At 46.5% G+C, this 20,331-nt stretch carries 15 protein-coding genes, 2 tRNA genes and 1 pseudogene; 13 read left to right on the top strand and 5 right to left on the bottom strand.

The window, feature by feature from the left end; all coding sequences use genetic code 11:
• Positions 1-7: 7 nt before the first annotated feature.
• Both KFE96_RS08325 and KFE96_RS08320 read right to left on the bottom strand, forming a co-directional pair.
• Positions 8-703: a pirin family protein gene (locus tag KFE96_RS08325; RefSeq protein ID WP_255835523.1), complete on the bottom strand. Its 696-nt coding sequence runs from the start codon at positions 701-703 to the stop codon at positions 8-10.
• Positions 704-821: 118 nt separating this feature from the next.
• Positions 822-1,532 carry an AraC family transcriptional regulator gene (locus KFE96_RS08320; protein WP_247020676.1) on the bottom strand — a complete coding sequence of 237 codons (711 nt, stop codon included), beginning with the start codon at positions 1,530-1,532 and terminating at the stop codon, positions 822-824.
• Positions 1,533-1,675: 143 nt separating this feature from the next.
• Between KFE96_RS08320 and KFE96_RS08315 the strand changes: the two genes are divergently transcribed.
• From KFE96_RS08315 to KFE96_RS08255, 13 genes are all read left to right on the top strand, one after another.
• On the top strand, positions 1,676-2,620 hold the full coding sequence (locus KFE96_RS08315) for a dihydrodipicolinate synthase family protein (RefSeq protein ID WP_255835522.1): 945 nt from the start codon (positions 1,676-1,678) through the stop codon (positions 2,618-2,620).
• Between the two features lie 8 nt (positions 2,621-2,628).
• Positions 2,629-3,558 (top strand): proline racemase family protein, encoded by a 930-nt coding sequence (locus KFE96_RS08310; protein ID WP_255835521.1) that lies wholly within the window; start codon positions 2,629-2,631, stop codon positions 3,556-3,558.
• Positions 3,555-4,817 carry an FAD-binding oxidoreductase gene (locus KFE96_RS08305; protein ID WP_255835520.1) on the top strand — a complete coding sequence of 421 codons (1,263 nt, stop codon included), beginning with the start codon at positions 3,555-3,557 and terminating at the stop codon, positions 4,815-4,817. The genes KFE96_RS08310 and KFE96_RS08305 overlap by 4 nt, the downstream gene beginning before the upstream one ends.
• 44 nt (positions 4,818-4,861) lie before the next feature.
• Positions 4,862-6,298 carry an aldehyde dehydrogenase family protein gene (locus KFE96_RS08300; RefSeq protein ID WP_255835519.1) on the top strand — a complete coding sequence of 479 codons (1,437 nt, stop codon included), beginning with the start codon at positions 4,862-4,864 and terminating at the stop codon, positions 6,296-6,298.
• A 164-nt stretch (positions 6,299-6,462) separates the two neighbouring features.
• Positions 6,463-7,206, top strand: a complete 744-nt coding sequence (locus KFE96_RS08295) for a sulfite exporter TauE/SafE family protein (protein WP_255835518.1) — start codon at positions 6,463-6,465, stop codon at positions 7,204-7,206.
• Between the two features lie 118 nt (positions 7,207-7,324).
• A complete protein-coding gene (locus KFE96_RS08290; RefSeq protein ID WP_255835517.1) occupies positions 7,325-8,797 on the top strand; it encodes an efflux RND transporter periplasmic adaptor subunit in 1,473 nt (490 codons plus the stop codon).
• Complete coding sequence (locus tag KFE96_RS08285) at positions 8,797-9,534, top strand: ABC transporter ATP-binding protein (RefSeq protein WP_255835516.1); 738 nt, start codon at positions 8,797-8,799, stop codon at positions 9,532-9,534. The genes KFE96_RS08290 and KFE96_RS08285 overlap by 1 nt, the downstream gene beginning before the upstream one ends.
• A complete protein-coding gene (locus KFE96_RS08280; RefSeq protein WP_247020692.1) occupies positions 9,531-10,763 on the top strand; it encodes an ABC transporter permease in 1,233 nt (410 codons plus the stop codon). Before KFE96_RS08285 ends, KFE96_RS08280 begins: the two co-directional genes overlap by 4 nt.
• A gap of 71 nt (positions 10,764-10,834) precedes the next feature.
• Positions 10,835-12,064: a TIGR03862 family flavoprotein gene (locus tag KFE96_RS08275; RefSeq protein WP_255835515.1), complete on the top strand. Its 1,230-nt coding sequence runs from the start codon at positions 10,835-10,837 to the stop codon at positions 12,062-12,064.
• Positions 12,065-12,308: 244 nt separating this feature from the next.
• A tRNA-Thr gene (locus KFE96_RS08270) sits at positions 12,309-12,384 on the top strand.
• 29 nt (positions 12,385-12,413) lie between these two features.
• Positions 12,414-12,489, top strand: a tRNA-Thr gene (locus tag KFE96_RS08265).
• Between the two features lie 135 nt (positions 12,490-12,624).
• Entirely contained in the window at positions 12,625-13,464 is an 840-nt protein-coding gene (locus KFE96_RS08260; protein ID WP_255835514.1) for a S9 family peptidase, read from the top strand.
• A 94-nt stretch (positions 13,465-13,558) separates the two neighbouring features.
• A complete protein-coding gene (locus KFE96_RS08255; RefSeq protein ID WP_255835513.1) occupies positions 13,559-14,602 on the top strand; it encodes a hypothetical protein in 1,044 nt (347 codons plus the stop codon).
• A gap of 38 nt (positions 14,603-14,640) precedes the next feature.
• Here the strand turns inward: KFE96_RS08255 and metH are convergent.
• The 3 genes and pseudogenes from metH to KFE96_RS08235 all read right to left on the bottom strand — a co-directional run bounded on the left by metH (position 14,641) and on the right by KFE96_RS08235 (position 20,213).
• Positions 14,641-18,347, bottom strand: a pseudogene (metH, locus tag KFE96_RS08250) (methionine synthase).
• Complete coding sequence (gene metF / locus KFE96_RS08240) at positions 18,347-19,267, bottom strand: methylenetetrahydrofolate reductase (RefSeq protein ID WP_255835510.1); 921 nt, start codon at positions 19,265-19,267, stop codon at positions 18,347-18,349. Before metF ends, metH begins: the two are co-directional and overlap by 1 nt.
• Positions 19,268-19,271: 4 nt before the next feature.
• Positions 19,272-20,213, bottom strand: coding sequence for a metalloregulator ArsR/SmtB family transcription factor (locus KFE96_RS08235; protein WP_255835509.1), 942 nt, complete (start codon positions 20,211-20,213; stop codon positions 19,272-19,274).
• Positions 20,214-20,331 lie beyond the last annotated feature (118 nt).

Below are 20,331 nucleotides of genomic sequence, written 5' to 3'. Positions count from 1 at the left end.
TTTTCATTTACATCGCCATATCAAACAACAAAGCTTCACTGTCTTGTAGCGCTTTAAAACTGATCTCATCTTCGAAAGCAATCGCTACTGCATCGCCCGCGAAGAGAACTTCGCCATTTACCTCCGCTTCACCCGAAACCATTTGTAGCCAGAGCTTTCTATTATCTTCGGGAGCATAGGAAACCGTATCCCCGGCATCCACCAACGTTGAGTACATTGCTATATCTTGGTGAATAGTCACAGAACCATGCCGCCCATCCTCACTACCAACAAGTTTCCAAGCGCCTTGCTTTTCCAACGCTGAAAACTGTTTTTGCTCATAGGATGGTTCAAGGCCCTTTGTGCCCGGCAATATCCATATTTGATAGAGATGAACTTCTTCATCACCAGCAAACTCGCTATGGCGAATACCCGTACCTGCTGTCATGCGCTGTACATCACCCGCCTTGATAATTGAACCATTCCCCAGCGTGTCTTTGTGCTTCAAACCACCACGCACCACATAGGAAACAATCTCCATCTCCTGATGGGGATGGGTTGGAAACCCCATATTCGGGGCAATAATATCATCATTAATCACACGTAGGGAACCAAACCCCATAAACTGTGGGTCATAATAATCACCAAAGGAAAAACTGTGATGGCTCTTAAGCCAGCCATGATCAAAATAACCACGATCCTCGCTTCTTCTCACTGTCAGCATTTCGCATCTCCTTATTCTTAAACATGTTGAAGAAATAGGCGTTAGAGGACTAGGCACAAGCAGCGATAACTGACACTTAGCGTTCCAAAAAATGCAACATTAGATACTTTAAACGTGCTTAGTATTTCCCAGTTTTCCTGAAAGCAAGCGGAGAGAAACCGGTTGCTCGATAAAACTGCCGGCTAAATGCGCTCTGGTCTGCATAGCCAACATTATTCGCGATTTCCGCAATGGGAAGTTTTGTTGTAAGCAACTGTTTTCGAGCGAGGTCCAATCTCAATTTAAGTATCCATTGCCCCGTGGAAAGACCAAAGATATCACGGATACGGCGATCCAGTTGATAAGGAGAAAACCCGGCTCTTTCCGACAAACTTTTCACGTCCGGTGGCAAGTATAGATGATTTTCCGTATACTCAATAACTGATTGCAATTGAGCATAATCTGCATGATTTTCATCAGGAGCACGCAAATCCTGTGAAACTCCAGCGAGCCCCAACAGGATACCCTCATCATCATAAACTGCATACTTGTTGGTCATACACCATCCAAGAGAACGATCCGGATAAGTATGAAGTTCCAGCTGGTTTACGATGGGTTGACCGCTAGATAAAACCTTCAGGTCTTGCTTTTCATAATCAGCCCCAAGCGAACGTCCCTGCACCTCTGACGGCTTTTTTCCTATAAGTTCGCTCTTTCTGCGGAGGCCACATCTTTTAACAAGCGTTTCATTCACCACAGCATATTGTCCAGCTGTGTTTTTGATGAAAAACACAGTATCTGGCAAACAATCAAATAATTCCTCTGTCGGGCAATAACGCTTATCAACCATACATAAAACCTGTTTTTTGGCAGTTTAAGAAATTCATTTTATGCAAAAAATCAAGTTTATATCAAGATAATTGCCAAGACGTAAAAGAACCCCGGTGATATTATCAATCCTGCAATAACACGGTAGTCAAGAGGACGTTTACTATGACAAACAACAGTATTTTTTCTGGCTGTATGCCGGCGTTGATGACACCCTGCGACAATAGCGGAACGCCCGATTTCGCTGCTTTGGCGCAGAAGGGTCGTGAGCAGATCGACGCTGGCATGAGTGCTGTTGTTTACTGCGGATCGATGGGGGATTGGCCGCTTCTCACTGATGAAGAGCGAATGCAAGGGGTGGAAGCCCTTTGTGACGCAGGTGTACCGGTTATTGTAGGCACTGGCGCCCAAAACACTAAACGTGCGGCAGCCCTAGCCGCACACGGGGCTGACGTTGGCGCCGCGGGCCTAATGGTTATCCCTCGGGTTCTATCCCGAGGGATTTCTCCCACCGCACAGTATCATCATTTCTCGGCTGTACTAAAGGCAGCGCCTGAACTTCCTGCTGTTATTTATAATAGCCCTTATTATGGCTATGAAACCAAAGCTGACCTCTTCTTTAAACTAAGAGAAGAAAACTCAAATCTTGTTGGCTTCAAGGAATTTGGTGGTGCTCAATCCCTTACTTATGCAGCAGAGAATATCACTTCAGGTGATAACAATCTCATTCTCATGGTAGGTGTAGATACTCAGGCATTCCACGGGTTTGTAAACTGTGGAGCAGGTGGCGCGATTACCGGTGTTGGTAACGCTCTACCGACTGAAGTCTTACGTCTTGTTGAGCTTTGTCAGAGGGCAGCGAAGGGCGATGCAGAAGCGCGCCGACTTGCCTATGAACTTGATTCCGCTTTGCAGGTATTAGCTACCTTCGATGAAGGCCCTGATCTGGTTCTCTACTACAAACATTTGATGGTGCTGGAAGGCAACCCTGAATATACGCACCAATTAAATGATTTTGACCAGCTTTCCAGTTCTCAAAAAGCTTTTATTGAGCAAGCATGGCAACAGTTCAGAAACTGGTGGGATAGCTGGCCAGGTAAGGTAGGATAATACCTTAAATGCGAGTTATAGATTCACATACCGGGGGTGAGCCCACCCGCGTTATTATTGAAGGTGGCCCAGATTTGGGCCACAACTCTATGGCAGAACGCCGCAAATTATTCGCACGCGAATTTGATGATTTCCGCACGAAATCCATCCGTGAACCGCGAAGCTCTGACGCGGCGGTTGGTGCCCTTTTGTGCGAACCGGTCGATCCAAAGAATACGGCTGGTGTGATTTTCTTCAATACCGCAGGGTTTCTTGGGATGTGTGGTCATGGCACTATTGGCCTTATCAACACACTGGCATATCTAGGGAAAATTAGTGAGGGCATTCACGATATAGAGACGCCAGTTGGCGTCGTGCAAGCTGAGCTTCTCTCTGATAACAAAGTGCGCCTCGAAAATATTGCCAGCTACCGGTTCAGGAAAAATGTAACTGTCCGTGTACCTGAAATAGGTGACGTAACGGGAGATATTGCCTGGGGAGGCAACTGGTTTTTCCTGGTACAGGATAGCCCTGTAGAGCTGATCACCGATAACATCATTGATCTTACGTACAAATCGCTCTGTGTCCGACGTGCTTTAGCAGCCAATAACATTACCGGCAAAAACGGTGCGGAAATTGATCATATTGAATTTTTTGCCCCCTCAAAACTTGACGGTGTTAACAGCAAGAACTTTGTTATGTGCCCCGGCGGCGCTTATGACAGATCTCCATGCGGCACAGGCACCAGCGCCAAGGTGGCCTGCCTTGCTGATGATGGTAAATTAAATGAAGGCGAAAGCTGGCTACAGGAAAGTATTGTAGGCAGTGTATTTGAGGCCTCATATAGAAAAAACAGTGCTGGCGAGATCATCCCTTCCATCACTGGCAGTGCCTATATCTGCGGCGAAACAAGATTAATTTTTGATGAGAACGATCCATTCCACTTGGGAATGCCATGACACAAGAGCTATCAGATAGACCTACCATCATAATCGGGGCTGGTATCATTGGCCTCGCTTGTGCACATTATCTATCTGCCGAAGGCCATAAAGTTCTTGTGCTTGATAGCGGCACTATTGCTTCTGGTTGTTCAGCTGGCAACTGTGGCCATATTATCCCCAGCCACATCCTGCCACTTAACTCACCGGAAGCCTTAAAAACTGGCCTGCTATCACTTTTTAACAGCAAATCTCCATTCAGGATAAAACCACAGCTAAAACCATCTTTCTTAAACTGGATGTTTCAGTTCGCCATAAACTGCAAAACTGATAAAATGCTGGATACAGCAAGCCATTTGAAGACTATTTTAGACACCGCTTTTGCTGAATATGAACAATTAATCGCAGCTAAAGTTTTTGACTGCAACTGGCATAAATCCGGCTTAATGTATGCTTTTAAAAATCAAAAAGCTCTGGATGGTTTTGCTAAAACAGATGACCTTCTCAATAAGATTTTTGGGCTTAAAGCCGAAAGGTACGATGGAAATAATTTAAAGCAATATGACCCTGCTTTAAAAGAAGACCTCGCAGGAGGCTTTTTCTATAAAGACGATGCCTTGCTGGAGCCAGAAAACCTAACATTATCATGGGCACAACACCTCAAAAAGCGTGGTGTTTCCTTTATTGAGAATTGCGAGGTTTTAGGGATTGAACTCAATGGCAGGGTTGCAAGCAGACTAAAAACTTCCTCAGGCGTTCTTGATGTCGGGCAACTTGTTATCGCATCAGGAGCGTTATCAAATAGTTTCGCGCGTGATCTCAAATGCTCGATCCCAGTTCTACCGGGCAAAGGGTATTCCATAACCTTACCAAAACCTGAAGTATCCCCAAGAACATCATTGATCATACCAGAAAAGAATGTGGCTATAACGCCTTTTAAGAATGAATTACGGATAGGTTCCATGATGGAATTTGTAGGCTTTGACCGCACAGTGCCTGCTCACCGGATAGAACAACTACGCACAAGTGTTGATGATTACCTGCTGTCAGACATTTCTAGCCTTGAAGAAAAACAATGGTACGGATGGCGTCCCATGACATGGGATAGCTTACCGATGATTGGACGATTACCGGGTTTAGAAAACACATGCATCGCAACGGGTCACGGTATGATGGGGGTAATGCTTGCTCCTGCAACAGGCCGATTAATTGCTGAAATTATGACCGAGAAAGAACGCCACATCCCAGAAGCCCCCTATTGCCCTGCTCGCTTTGGGTAAACAGCTTCTGGCGCAGATAAAGATATTTGAACGGAGATAAAACCATGTCGATTTTTAAAAACTATATCAACGGTGAATGGGTAGCCGCTGATAATGCTATCTCAAACATCAACCCATCAAATACAAATGACATTGTTGGTGAATATGCGCGTGCTGGCCAATCGCAGACACTTGATGCAATTGCTGCAGCAGAAGAAGCCAGCAAGACATGGCGTTACAGCAATATTCAGGCACGTTTCGATGCACTAGATTTCATTGGTTCTGAAATCCTTGCCCGCAAGGCTGAACTAGGTGAACTTCTTGCTCGTGAAGAAGGTAAAACTCTTCCAGAGGCGATTGGCGAAGTAGCTCGTGCTGGCCAGATATTCAAATTTTTCGCGGGTGAAACACTTCGTATCCAAGGTGATATGCTGGCTTCCGTCCGTCCGGGTGTTACTGTTGATGTAACCCGCGAGGCTGTTGGTGTTGTGGGTATTATCACACCGTGGAACTTCCCTATCGCCATCCCTGCATGGAAAATCGCGCCAGCTCTCGCATACGGCAACACAGTGGTTATCAAGCCTGCTGAGCTCGTACCTGGCAGCACATGGGCACTTACAGAAATTATTTCTCGCGCAGGCCTACCTAACGGTGTTTTCAACATGGTAATGGGCGCAGGCCGCGAAGTGGGCCAAACACTACTTGATGACCCGCGTGTGAATGCGGTTTCTTTCACTGGTTCAGTTGGTACAGGCTCTCGCGTTGCAGCTGCATGTAGCGCACGAAACGCAAAGTATCAGCTTGAAATGGGAGGTAAAAACCCACTTATTGTGCTGAATGACGCTGATATTGATAACGCACTTGGATGTGCACTCAACGGTGCCTTCTTCTCCACAGGTCAGCGCTGTACCGCCTCTTCACGACTGATCGTTGAAGCATCCGTTTATGATGAATTCACAGAAAAACTCCACGCTCAGGTAGCAGGCCTTAAAGTAGGTGATGCACTGGCAGAAAGCACACAGATTGGCCCAGTTGTTGACCAACGTCAACTTGATCAGAACCAGAAATATGTCGATATCGGAAAACAGGAAGGCGCAAACCTTCTTTGTGGTGGTGAGCTGCTTGAAAAAGAAACACCAGGCTTCTATATGGCGCCAGCTCTCTTTGCAGATACAAACAATGATATGCGGATTAACCGCGAAGAAATCTTCGGCCCAGTCGCGACAGTACTAAAAGCAAACAATCTAGATGAAGCAATATCCCTCGCAAACGATACCGACTTCGGTCTATCTGCAGGTATTTGCACCACATCCTTAAAATCGTCGAACCATTTCAAGCAAATGAGCCGCGCCGGCATGGTGATGGTGAACCTGCCAACAGCTGGTGTTGATTACCATGTTCCATTTGGCGGCACTAAAGGCTCAAGCTACGGTTCCAGAGAACAAGGCCGCTATGCCGCAGAGTTTTACACAACTGTAAAAACTGCTTACTCGCTTGCTTAGGCACAAGCCTGTAAGCACTATCAGGCCTCCGCTAGCTCCTCGGAGGCCTGTATTATTTGTCGCGCTACCAATCACGCTTTTACCACACATTACGTTTCATAATTTGCAACACGTCCACACTAAATAGCGTGTATGGTGGCTTCCTAAATTTTGGAGCATGTTGCGTGGAAACTGATACTACATTCTATCTGGTAGCTGCTATTGCAGTTATTTTTACCGGTATATCAAAAGGTGGGTTTGGTGGTGTTGCTCTGTTGGCAGTGCCCCTATTAGCGCTTGTAATGCCTGCAACTACCGCTGCCGCTGTTATGCTCCCTCTTCTTCTCGCTATGGATGCCTTAGGTATCTGGGAATATCGACGCGAGGCTGACTGGGGCCACCTAAAACTACTTTTGCCCGGCGCCATCATTGGCATCATAGTTGGTACCCTCACTGCTTCTTTTGTAAATGATCAGATCATCCAGTTTATTGTTGGCGTCATAGCAGTTGTGTTCGTACTCTACCGCTGGTGGCCCAAACAAAAGAATACTGATGGTTCCGATGCTCCAACACCTTTAGGAATTTTTTGGGGTGGCATCGCTGGTTATACCAGTTTTATTGCTCATGCTGGTTCTCCGCCCTTTCACGTATATATCCTCCCGAAACGGCTATCGCCCCGCATGCTCACAGCCACAGCAGTTTGGTTTTTCGCAATTGTAAACTTGGTAAAACTGCCCGCATATTTTCTAGCATCGCAAATAAATATCGAAACTCTGGCTATATCAGCATCACTTATACCGTTAGTACCAATAGGTTTTTTCCTTGGAGTGTGGATGAACAAACGTGTTCCAGAGGCAATATTTTACAGAATTATCTATGCCGCTGCCTTCGTTATCGGCCTGAAACTTATGGCTTCCTCAATCACATAATTTTTAAAAAGCATATTTTAGTGAATGGTTTAGCCTTCTCTTACGTACAAACTAATAGAGAATAACGGCAGCGCTTCTAAAAGCGCGCTTCTAAACTTGCTTTGAGGAAATGGGGCCAATGAAAAAACTAATAAAAAACAAATATTTATGGATAGGCGTATGTATTGTTGCAGGCAGCGCATATGCCTTTCAATCATCATCCACAGAAGCAGTCGCAACTGGTACCACTTACGAAACATCGCCAACCAACAGAGGTGACATCACTCGTTCAATTGCTTCTACAGGTCGAGTAGAAGCGCTGGTCACTGTTGAAGTTGGCTCTCAGCTTTCAGGTAATATTGAAGAACTCCATGCTGACTTTAACGATGAAGTAAAAAAAGGCCAGCTAGTCGCCAAAATTGATCCGCAAACCTTTCAGCAGAGGGTACACCAATCCCAAGCAGACCTTGAAGCAGCAAGAGCGAATTTAGCTGTTCAGGAAGCAACTGTTCTCCGCGCAAATGCCACTCTTGTGCAAGCACAACGTGATTATGATCGACAGCTTCCTCTTCAGAAAGATGGAGCCATATCGGAAGCCGCCCTTGATGCTACCCGAGCAGCTCTGGAAAGTGCTAAGGCAGGCGTTCAGATTGCAGAAGCTCAGGTGATCAGCGCCAAAGCATCCATTAAACAGCGTGAGGCATCTCTAGCAAATGCCCAAATTGACCTTGAGCGTACTGACATTCGTTCTCCGATAGATGGGGTTATCATTGAACGAAATGTGGATCAGGGACAAACTGTTGCCGCAAGCTTTTCAGCCCCAGTACTATTCAAAATCGCGCAAGACCTGAAACAAATACAGATTGAAGCCAGCGTTGACGAATCTGATATCGGCCGCGTGCGCGAAGGCAACGAGGTTACATTCCAAGTAGATGCACATGAAGGTACAGAATTCACCGGTACCGTGGCTCAGGTTCGCCTATCACCACTGGAGCTAAATAACGTAGTAACCTACACTGTTATCATCAATGCCCGGAATGACCGTCAACTTCTGCTCCCGGGCATGACAGCGAATATGGAAATTAAAACCGGACAGCGTTCTGATGTACTCAGAATTCCAAATACAGCGCTCCGGGTACGTGCTTCTGATGAAATGAAGGCTGCCCAACAAGCAGCGCAAGAAGCAGCAAGACCACAAGGACAACGCGGCGGTCGTGGCGGCGCACGTTTTGCACAAATGTTTGAAGCGATTGGAGCTAGTGATGAACAGCGGTCTGCCATACAGGCTGATATGCAACAGGCAATGCAAAGCCTGAGAGCTCAAATGCAAAATGGTGGTGATAGAAGCGCAATGCGTGATTTGTTCCGTGCACGTTCTTCAGCAGTTCTTAAGCGCCACCTTACCGATGAACAATATAAGAAATATGAAGAACTTCAGCGCCAAAGAGCTGAAATTCGCCGTGCTACTGTTTGGGTAAAGGAAGAAAACGGTGCAATCAAAGCTGTTCCTGTTCGTATTGGCATTGCTGATAGCAGCCATACGGAAGTGATCGGTGATAATCTGCCAGAAGGTGCCGAGGTAATCACCCGCGTTCGTAAGGCAACCCAATAATGAGTCCCTCAGCAATACAGGTAAGCACTGGCGCACCGCTCATTGCCTGCAATGATCTTAGAAAAGAATACCGGATGGGATCAGAGGTTGTTCATGCGCTGGACGGCGTAAGCTTCGACATTGGCGAAGGTGAACTTATTTCCATTATGGGAGCATCCGGTTCCGGGAAATCAACCCTTATGAACATGCTTGGCGTACTTGATACACCAACATCCGGTGGTCTTCATATTGAAGGGAATGATATTGCAAAAATGAATCGTGATGATCTCGCCCGCCTCAGAAATCACACACTCGGTTTTGTATTTCAAAACTTCAATCTGTTACCTCGCACATCAGCAGTTGAAAATGTGAAACTGCCACTTATGTACGGCAACCTTCATGGTTTTAACGCCGATGAACGAGCAAAAGAATGCCTAGAGTTAGTCGGCCTTGGTGACAGAATGGACCACCATCCAAACCAGCTTTCGGGCGGTCAACAACAACGGGTTGCCATTGCACGCGCACTCGTGAATGGCCCACGCATTATTCTTGCCGATGAACCAACTGGTGCACTTGATTACAAAACCGGCAAGGAAATTCTTCAACTGTTCAGGAAGCTGAATGAGAGCGGGATCACCATGATTATTGTTACCCACGATCAGGAAGTAGGCGAATTCTGCGATCGTCAGCTTGTTTTTCGTGATGGGAAACTCCTATCGGACAGTAATAACCTACAGAGCATGGGAGCCGCAGAATGAGTATTATCAAATGCTTCCAGATCGCGTTTATTGCACTGCGCCTGAACGCACTCCGCAGCTTATTAACCATGCTCGGCATTATCATCGGCATCGCGTCTGTTATTGTAATGGTATCAATTTCAGATGGTGCCCAACAGCAAATTGACGAACGCATCAACAGCCTTGGCACTAACATGCTGATGGTACGCCCGGGCTCCAGTTTCTTTGGTGGGCGAAGAGGCGGCGCCGGTTCTGCCCCTCCGATGACGGAAACCGATGTTTCAGTACTAAAGGAACTAAACTTTGTTGAAGGTGTATCAGGCTATCTACGTTCAAGTGGCGCTATGGTATTTTCCGGCACCAACTGGCAGGCAGAAGTTGCGGGTATTCACCCAGATTATATTGATGTTCGCCAGTGGGAAATCGAAGAAGGCCGAAACTTTACTGAACGAGAGGTAAAAACGGGCGGCAAGGTTGCTCTAGTGGGCCAAACCATCATTAACGAACTTTTCAGTGGTAATGATCCCATCGGCCAACGTTTCCGCATCAAAAACATCCCTTTTACTGTGGTTGGCACCCTGAAAGGCAAAGGGCAATCTTCTTGGGGTCAAGACCAGGATGATATTGTCATGGTGCCTATTTCAACTCACCGAATGCGGGTAAGCGGTCGTAGATCTAGCGCTTCCGTTAATTCTGTTGGCTCAATATCTCTTACGGTCGATCCGGGGTTTGATATCTCTGAAGCTGAAGAAGAAATTAAATATGTGATGCGAGACAAACGCAAAATCTCACCGGGTTCAGAAGATAATTTTTCGGTAAGAAATCTATCTGAGTTTATTGAAGCTCGTTCAGCTACCCAACGAACACTGGGCGTTTTACTTGCTGCGACCGCTGCGATTTCTCTCGTAGTTGGCGGCATCGGCATCATGAACATCATGCTGGTATCGGTAACGGAACGTACCAAAGAAATTGGCCTCAGGATGGCTGTAGGTGCGAGGGGCATTGATATTCTAAATCAGTTCCTAGTGGAATCTGTTGTACTCTGCCTTGTAGGCAGTGTGATTGGTATTGGCATTGGCTTTGGTCTAACAGAGCTTATTGGTTCACTTGGCGAATGGCCTGTACTCATCAAAAGTACCACAATTTTGATAGCTGTTGGGGCAGCCGCCTTTGTGGGCGTTTTTTTTGGTTTCTACCCTGCCCGTCGAGCATCCCAACTTGATCCGATTGATGCACTCAGGACCGAATAAGCAAACACTTGCTGCCTGAAAGCAAAAACATTAGGGTGCGCCTGAACGCACCCTAATGACAGGAAACAGAAATGCCGTCGCTGCCAAGTGAAGTCGAAATTGCTATTATTGGCGGCGGCCCAGCAGGCCTTATGGCGGCAGAAGTTTGTGCTGAAGTTGGCTTTAAACCGCATATTTTTGAACGCATGCCTACGCCAGCCCGCAAATTCCTTATGGCTGGGAAGTCTGGCCTTAATATCACTCACGGCGAGCCACTAGAAAAATTTCTAACACGCTATTCAGAAGGCTCAGAAGAAATTAAACTTGCAATTAAAGCTTTTACCCCCAGTGATATGAGAGTTTGGGCTGACGAACTGGGTACAGAAACCTTCGTTGGCTCCTCTGGTAGAGTGTTCCCAAAGGTTATGAAGGCCTCCCCACTTCTACGCGCGTGGCTAAAAAAACTGGAAAACCTTGGTACGACACTTCACACACGCTGTCATTGGCAGGGCTGGAACGACGGAGCACTCCATTTTAACACCAGTGAAGCCCCCCAATATGTAAAGGCAAAAGCTACTATTCTCGCGCTTGGCGGTAGCAGTTGGCCTAAACTTGGTGCTGATGGCAGTTGGTTTCCGCAACTCCAACAACATGGCGCAAATACCACTGAATTTCAGCCATCTAACTGTGGCTTCGAGGTGAACTGGTCTGATCACTTCAAGGAACGTAATGCAGGTGAACCAATTAAGAATACTATTTTAAGCTTTGGCCCCGACCAGGTTCAGGGCGATTTTGTGATAAGTGGATACGGTTTGGAAGGCAGCGCAATCTATGCTCTTTCTTCCCATATCCGCAGAGCTATTACCTCTAGTGCACAGCCAGCGGTTTTAACATTAGACCTAACACCAGACCGCAGTCTCGAACGCTTAAGAGCTTCACTCAGCAAGCCTAAGGGAAAAAAAAGCTTTTCCACACACCTCAAACGCACAACCGGCCTCAGCGGTGTTAAAGCTGCATTGATACGTGAATGTCTGGATGAAACCACCCGAAACGATCCAGCATTATTAGCTGCCGCTATTAAAGCCCTCCCCATTCAACTTGAGGCCCCCCGACCTATCGAAGAGGCTATCAGTACAGCTGGCGGTGTGATGTGGAACAGTGTGGATAAAGATCTAATGTTGAAAGCTATACCTGGCACTTTCTGTGCTGGAGAAATGCTGGATTGGGATGCGCCTACTGGTGGTTACCTTCTAACGGCCTGCATGGCACAAGGCAGGCAAGCAGCCCACGGTGCTATAAAATACCTAAAATCCAACAGCTGAGACGGTTGATTCAATCCTTAAACCCACACAAGGTATTTTTCACCTTTGTGTTCTGGCTATTCATGCTTTCATTCAGACAGATTTTTTGCCTCTAAACCTCACAAAACTTAAGGAAATCCGCCCGCCTTGTTTGATGAGACAATATTAGTGTAATTTTTTTGACGTTTTCTCTTGCGCATAGGAAATGTTCGGATTATACCCTAGCTCGCTTCCGCAGGAAGCACCCTGTTTGGGATGGTTACATGCCCGTATAGCTCAGTTGGTAGAGCAGTTGATTTGTAATCATCAGGCCCGCGGTTCGAGTCCGTGTGCGGGCACCATCCTGAAACAGAGATGCTTATTCAAGCATGCCCGTATAGCTCAGTTGGTAGAGCAGTTGATTTGTAATCATCAGGTCCGCGGTTCAAGTCCGTGTGCGGGCACCACTTTCCTAAGAAACTATCCTCGATAATTTGCACTTAGCTGTAGTGTGCTTAGACATCTATTCAAATTCATAGTTGAGCTTTTCAACTCAGTCTTTAAGCTGGTTTTATAAAAATATAAAATATAGCGAGGATATAATGATGAAAAAGCTTCTGCTTGCAGCTGTAATGCTGTTCTTTAGCGCGCCAATCTATGCTGATGATTATCTCATTGAAGAAATCACATTCCCCAGCCATGACATACAGCTTTCTGGTTCGCTGGTGTTGCCCACCGATAAACCCATAAAAGCTGCTGTTGTATTTGTTCATGGCTCAGGTAAACAAACTCGGAGCCTGCACTGGGCCAAACGTTTTGCTGATACCGGCATTGCCGCACTCGTTTATGATAAACGCGGAGCAGGTAAATCTGGCGGCTTCTATGAAAGTAACCAAAGCGTAAGCGGGCCAAACATTGCCTTGCTTGCAGATGATGCTGCCGCCGCACTAAAGGCAGTTCAAGCACACCCAAAAACCAACACTGCCCCCACGGGCCTAACCGGGATAAGCCAAGCAGGCTGGATTGTGCCTATTGCCGCTGAAAAAGCCGGCGATGTGGATTTTATGGTGCTGTGGAGCGGGCCAGTTTGCAAAGTCAGCGAAGAAGATATCTACAGCAAGTACACACGCGATTTAGATAGTAAGCGTGTACCTAGTTACGCAGAGGCATTAAATGCCAGAACCAGCGAATACATCTGGCCTGATTTCCTTGGTACAGATAGCAATCCCTCTGACAATTTAGCACACCTTAACATTCCTGGACTTTGGGTATTCGGTGAACAAGACGGCAGCGTCCCAATTGATCTCTCAGTATCACGTCTGAAAAAATTGATCCACACAGGCAAGCCTTATGAATATGCTCTATTCTCAAACCTAGGGCACAATAACATGACCGAAACATTTAATACCGTGACCGACTGGATAATCAGAAAGACACAGTAAAAAATAGAAGAGGTTTCCCAGGCTGTGAATTGTACCTTGGCGGCTAGTTTTTCTCCGTGTAAGGTGCCGCTGGTTTTCCGGGGGAATTTTATACATGTACTCAAGCGATTATAATAACAACATCCATATCTCCTTCTGTGCATATGCGGTAACGGCGATGGATGTTCGTGTTGGTCAGCCAGTTGAGGCACTTAGGCAATTAGGCGCAAATGTACAGTTGAATGAAAACGCTCTGAAATTCATCAGCAATGTTCCCCGCGAAGAACCAAAGGTACTAGTACTGCAGCGCTCGTTCCTTAGCAAAACCGATTGGCCTAAGGCTGTAAAAAGCTGCATAGAGAAAGATTGGTTATTTGTGGTAGAATATGATGACTATCCCGAAAACCCTTTTAACGCAGCAAAGCGTGCTGCATCGCTTGATTGGGTACGTTTCCAGATGTGTCATGGTGTTCAGTGCAGCACAAAACCACTGGCTGACGCATTTCTCGCCCACAATAGCGAGGTAGCACTTTTTGAAAACCAGCTAATGCGTATGCCTGCTCCTGTACCTAAATCGCAGGATAGTATCCGGGTTTTCTTTGGCGCTCTAAACCGGAAGAACGCATGGAAACCTCTTATCAAAGTATATAATAAGATTATAGCTGAACATCCTGAAATTGAACCGATTATTCTGTTTGATAAAGAGTTTTTCGATGCTATCGAAAGCCCAAAGAAGAAATTCAGTCCACTTGTCCAATATGATGAATATCTCCGCATTATCAACAGCTGCGACATCGTATTAACTCCACTCGATGATACTGTGTTCAATCAGTACAAAAGCGACATAAAATTCCTTGAAGCTTCGTCAGGAGGGGCAGCTATGATTGCAAGCCCAACCGTTTACGCAGATACCATTCGCCATGAGCAAACCGGCCTTATAGCCAGAACGCCAAAAGAGTGGGAAAACGGCTTTCGCCGCTTGGTAAAGGACAAAAATTTCCGCGAAATGCTAGGCCGCAACGCGAAACACTATGTGACCAGCAGTCGCATGCTTATGCAGCACGCTCATAAACGCGTAGAGTGGTACCAGCACCTATGGAAAAACCGGCACATGATTAATGAACGCCTGTTCAAAGATTTTCCAGAGTTAAAGCCTTAAACAAAAAGCCGCTCCAATATGAAGCGGCTTTTTTGAATTTAGTAACCAAGATTAGGCCTAATCCAACGTTCGATCGTTTCAATATCACTGTCACGACGCCCCACATAATCTTCAACCTGATCCTTGCCAATTTTGCCAACGCCAAAATAATGTACTTCAGGGTGGGCGAAATAATAACCAGACACTGAAGCTGTTGGCATCATGGCAAAGCTATCAGTAAGCTCAATACCTGTTTCCTCCTGTGCGTTTAACAGACGGAAAAGCTCAGGTTTTTCCGAATGATCAGGGCATGCGGGATAACCGGGTGCTGGACGTATGCCTTGATATCGTTCCTGAATAAGCTCTTTGTTTGTCAGATTTTCATCTGGTGCATACGCCCAGAACTCTTTCCGAACGCGCTCGTGCATACGTTCAGCAAACGCTTCTGCAAGGCGATCAGCAAGTGCCTTGAGCATGATTTCATTATAATCATCATGCGCAGCTTTATACCGCTCTACATGCTCATCAATACCGTGACCAGTAGTCACCGCAAAACCGCCCATATAATCAGGCTTTGATCCAGCTGGCGCAATAAAATCAGCTAGGCAATCATTTGTGCGCCCAGCCCGTTTTGATACCTGCTGCCTTAGGCAGTGGATAGTTGATAGTTCCTCACCTCGGTTATCACCCGTGTAGAGCTTAATATCATCGCCTTCACTGTTCGCGGGCCAGAAACCAATCACACCTTTTGCCGTAAGCCATTTTTCATCCACAATCTGCTTCAGCATCGCTTGTGCGTCTGCATAAAGGCTTTTGGCGCTTTCACCTACCACTTCATCTTCGAGGATTGCCGGGAATGAACCCGCAAGCTCCCATGTGCGGAAGAAAGGTGTCCAGTCAATACGCTCAACTAGATCTTCAAGTGGATAATCTTCAAACACTTTTGTACCAAGGAAACTTGGTTTCACTGGTGTGAAAGCGTCAAAATCCGGTGTCGCTTTATTCTCGCGAGCAGCTTCAATGCTGACAAGCCTGTCTGCCTTTGGTTTCGCAAGGCGTTTTTCAAGGATATCAGCATATTCAGCTTTGGTATTGGTTACAAAACCAGCCTTCAGGTCTTCAGATACCAGCGTACTGGCAACGCCTACCGCGCGAGATGCATCAAGTACGTGGGTAATTGGCCCTGTGTAAGTCGGGGCAATCTTAACCGCCGTATGCACCTTACTTGTAGTGGCTCCACCAATAAGAAGCGGCATATCCATGCCTTTACGCTCCATCTCGGTCGCGACAGTTACCATTTCGTCAAGAGATGGCGTAATAAGGCCAGAAAGACCAATCATATCAGCATCATGATCATTCGCAGCCTTGAGGATATCAGCCCACGGCACCATCACACCCATATCAATCACTTCGAAGTTGTTACACTGCAGCACAACACCAACGATGTTTTTACCGATATCATGAACATCACCCTTTACGGTTGCCATGATGACCTTGCCTTTAGCCTTAAAACCTTCTTCTTTTTCATCTTCAATGAAAGGCTGAAGATAATTCACCGCCTGTTTCATAACGCGTGCGGACTTCACCACCTGCGGCAGGAACATCTCACCAGAGCCAAACAGGTCACCCACCACGTTCATGCCGTCCATCAGTGGACCTTCAATTACCTGAATAGGGCGCGCAAACTGCTGACGTGCTTCCTCGGCATCTTCTTCAATAAAATCATTGATACCTTTAACGAGCGCATGTTCTATCCGCTTGGCAACAGGCTCTTCCCGCCAGGAAAGATCTTCCTTACGTTCTTTGATAAGACCACGGTATTCATCTGCCACATCAAGAAGACGCTCAGTCGCATCATCACGGCGGTTCAGGATTACATCTTCCACCCGTTCACGAAGCTCATCGGGGATATCTGAATAGACCGTAAGCTGGCCCGCATTCACAATCCCCATATCCATACCAGCCTTAATGGCGTGATACAGGAACACACTGTGCATTGCCTCACGCACCGGGTTATTACCACGGAAAGAGAAAGAGATATTAGATACACCGCCGGAAACTTTGGCGTATGGCAGATGGGTTTTAATCAGGCGTGTCGCTTCAATGAAATCCACACCATAATTATTGTGCTCTTCAATACCCGTCGCCACCGCGAAGATATTAGGATCGAAGATGATATCCTCGGGCGGGAAACCAACTTCATTCACCAACACTTCATAAGAGCGCTTACAAATCTCAAATTTGCGCTCAATGGTATCGGCCTGCCCCTGCTCATCAAACGCCATCACAACAACAGCGGCACCATAGCGCATAATTCGTTTCGCCTGTTCAACGAAAGGCTCCCTGCCCTCCTTCAAGCTGATAGAATTCACTACCGCTTTACCCTGAACACACTTTAGGCCTGCTTCGATCACAGACCATTTGGAGCTATCAATCATAACCGGAACTCTGGAAATATCCGGTTCCGCAGCGATCAATTTTAAGAATTTTTCTATCGCATCCTCGGCATCAAGCATGGCATCATCCATGTTGATATCGATAATCTGCGCACCACCTTCTACCTGATGGCGGGCAACCGTTACTGCTTCTTCGTAATTCTCTTCAAAAATCAGTTTTTTGAACTTGGCGGAACCCGCAACGTTTGTGCGTTCACCAACATTGATAAACTGTGCAATTGGCTTGGTCATAACGGTTACTCAGCTGGTTCCATGCAGTTAATTTTAACAGGATCAATACCTGAAAGTTTCATAACAGGTTCAAATACCGGTACCTTGCGCGGGGCTTTACCTTCCACCGCCTTCGCGATAGCTGCAATATGATCCGGTGTAGTGCCGCAACACCCGCCAGTGATGTTCAACAAACCTTCTTCAGCCCATCCACCAAGCAAACCGCCCGTAATCTCAGGCGTTTCATCATACTCACCCATCTCGTTTGGCAGACCTGCATTCGGATACACGCACACTAGTGTATCGGCGATATCTGAAATAGTTACCGCATGTGGCCTTAGTTGCTCTGCGCCAAAGGCACAGTTAAGGCCAATAGACCACGGTTTTGCATGACGAACACTGTTCCAGTAAGCTTCTATAGTCTGCCCTGAAAGGTTCCTGCCAGACATGTCCGTGATTGTGCAGGAAAGCATCATCGGCAGGCGAACGCCTTGTTCTTCGAACACTTCTTCTGTCGCGAAAATAGCAGCTTTTGAATTCAAGGTATCAAACACTGTTTCAATAAGAATGATATCCACACCGCCTTCAATCAAACCTTCAATCTGCTCTTTATAAGCAGCAGCCACCTCATCAAAGGTAACAGAACGGTACCCTGGGTTATTCACATCTGGTGATACGGAAAGCGACTGATTCATTGGCCCGATAGAGCCTGCTACAAAACGAGGTTTTTCTGGGGTTTTAGCAGTCCACTCATCCGCTACACGGCGTGCAAGCTTCGCGCCCTCAACGTTAATTTCTTTGGCAAGCGACTGCATATCATAGTCTGCCATAGAAACGCTTGTGGCGTTAAAGGTATCGGTTTCAATAATATCAGCGCCGGCAGCTAAGAACTCACCGTGAATTTTCGCAATCACATCAGGCTTTGTGATAACGAGCAGGTCGTTATTACCTTTCAGATCAAGATGATAATCTTTAAAGCGTTCACCACGATAATCTGCTTCCTCAAGCCCTTCCTTCTGGATCATTGTGCCCATGGCACCATCCATTATAAGAATACGTTCTTTAGCAAGCTTCGTAAGTGTTTCTGTTACTTTACTCATTATTCAGTTCCTGACCCAACTGGAGGCCTAAGCCCCAGCATATGGCATATAGCGTATGTTAGTTCTGCGCGATTAAGTGTGTAGAAATGGAAATCTCTCACACCGCCAGCATATAGGCGGCGGCACATCTCACTGGCTACACTCGCAGCTACTAGGTTTCTGGTTTGCGGGCGATCATCAAGCCCTTCAAAAATATCACCAAGCCATGCTGGAACGTTTGCCCCGCATGCACCAGCAAAGTTCTTCAGTGTTTTGAAATTTGTTACTGGTAGAATGCCAGGCACGATCGGCACATCTATCCCGAAAGATTGGCAGTGATCCACAAAACGGAAATAGCTATCAGCTTCGAAGAAAAACTGGGTGATCGCACGCGTAGCACCAGCATCAATTTTACGTTTCAAATTATCAAGATCAGCCGCCAAGTTGGGACTATCCGGGTGGATTTCAGGGTAAGCTCCAACGGAGATATCAAAATCACCAATTTTCTTGATGCCTGAAATAAGGTCCGCTGCGTTTTGGTATCCATCTGGATGCGGCACATATTTATCAGCACCTTCTTCCGGGTCACCACGCAGCGCCACAATATGACGAACACCAGCATCCCAATAGTCCTGAATAACTTCATCCACTTCACTTTTGGACGCACCAACACAAGTGAGATGGGCTGCCGGCTTTAGAGATGTTTCATCAAGAATACGTTTCACTGTTTTGTGGGTACGCTCACGAGTAGAACCGCCTGCACCATATGTAACGGAAACAAAGCTTGGGTTAAGTTCCTCAAGTTTTTTCACAGAAGCCCATAATGTTTCTTCCATTTTCTCCGTTTTAGGTGGAAAAAATTCAAAAGAAACATTCACGTCTTTCACGGGTTCAGCGAAAAGCGAACTCGCACGTCCGTATGGGTCATTAATAGGGGCCACTGGCCTACTCCTCACCTGATGATGCTTGCCCAAATTGCCAAAGTGTAACGCGCAGTTTACCACCATCCAGATGCTTCACTGCTTTACAGGCCAGCCCAGCCTGTTCCCCCATTTGGATCATTTCCTCTTCCGCAAAACCAAGCCTGCGGTGCGCATGATCCTCACGCAAAAATTCTTCCTGATGTGGTGCAAAATCTGCAATCAACAGCTCACCATTGTGCGCCAACGCTCTTGCAGCTTCCTTAATGGCTTTTGATGGCTCATCAGCGAAATGAAGCACCTGATGAAAAACCACGAGATCCTGACTAGCATCCCCAACACCCAGTTCATACATATCACCTTGGCGAACCTGGCTGTTCTCAAGCCCTTTATTAGCAAGGTTACCACGTGCCACCGCCAACATTTCTCGGGAAACATCCAGCCCTAGCCCTTGAGATGCGTAAGGCGCGAATAATTCAAGCATCCGCCCTGTACCTGTTCCAACATCAAGCAGACGGGAAACCTGTTTTTTCCCCTGAAGTTCTATCAGCGCTTCTTCAACCTGCCCCTCTGCAACATGAAGAGAACGAATTTCGCCCCAACTTGCTGCATTTTCCCTGAAATAAGACTGTGCCTTTTCAAAACGCTCTTCACGGATATCAGCAAGTGCCAGTAAATCTTTTGAAAACTCGGGATCTTCCGAAGGCACCAAATCAATAATGGCCTTATTCAAAGCACCATTTTTACCCTGGTCTGCCAAACGGTAAAAAACTGTGGTGCCTTCCTGAAAACGATCAAGCACACCTGCTTCACACATAAGCTTTAAATGACGAGATACTCGAGGCTGGCTTTGATCAAGAATATTAACAAGCTCACCAACAGTAAGTTCACCTTTAGCAAGCAACGCCAATATCCTAAGGCGAGTAGCCTCGGCCGCGGCTCGCAGAGCTGATAAAAGCAGTTCCATACATGACCCTCATTTTCCAACAAGAATCAATATAAAGGTTTCTTTATATAAGTAAAGCTTTATTTTATTAACTATCCATTAACCACACTTCATCTTTTTGTGAATGAAGCTTTTCGTC

Origin of the sequence: Kordiimonas sp. SCSIO 12603, assembly GCF_024398035.1 — a bacterium.
Lineage (GTDB): Bacteria > Pseudomonadota > Alphaproteobacteria > Sphingomonadales > Kordiimonadaceae > Kordiimonas.
Note: the sequence above shows the minus strand (reverse complement) of the source record. Positions and strands in the feature narration are given on the sequence as shown.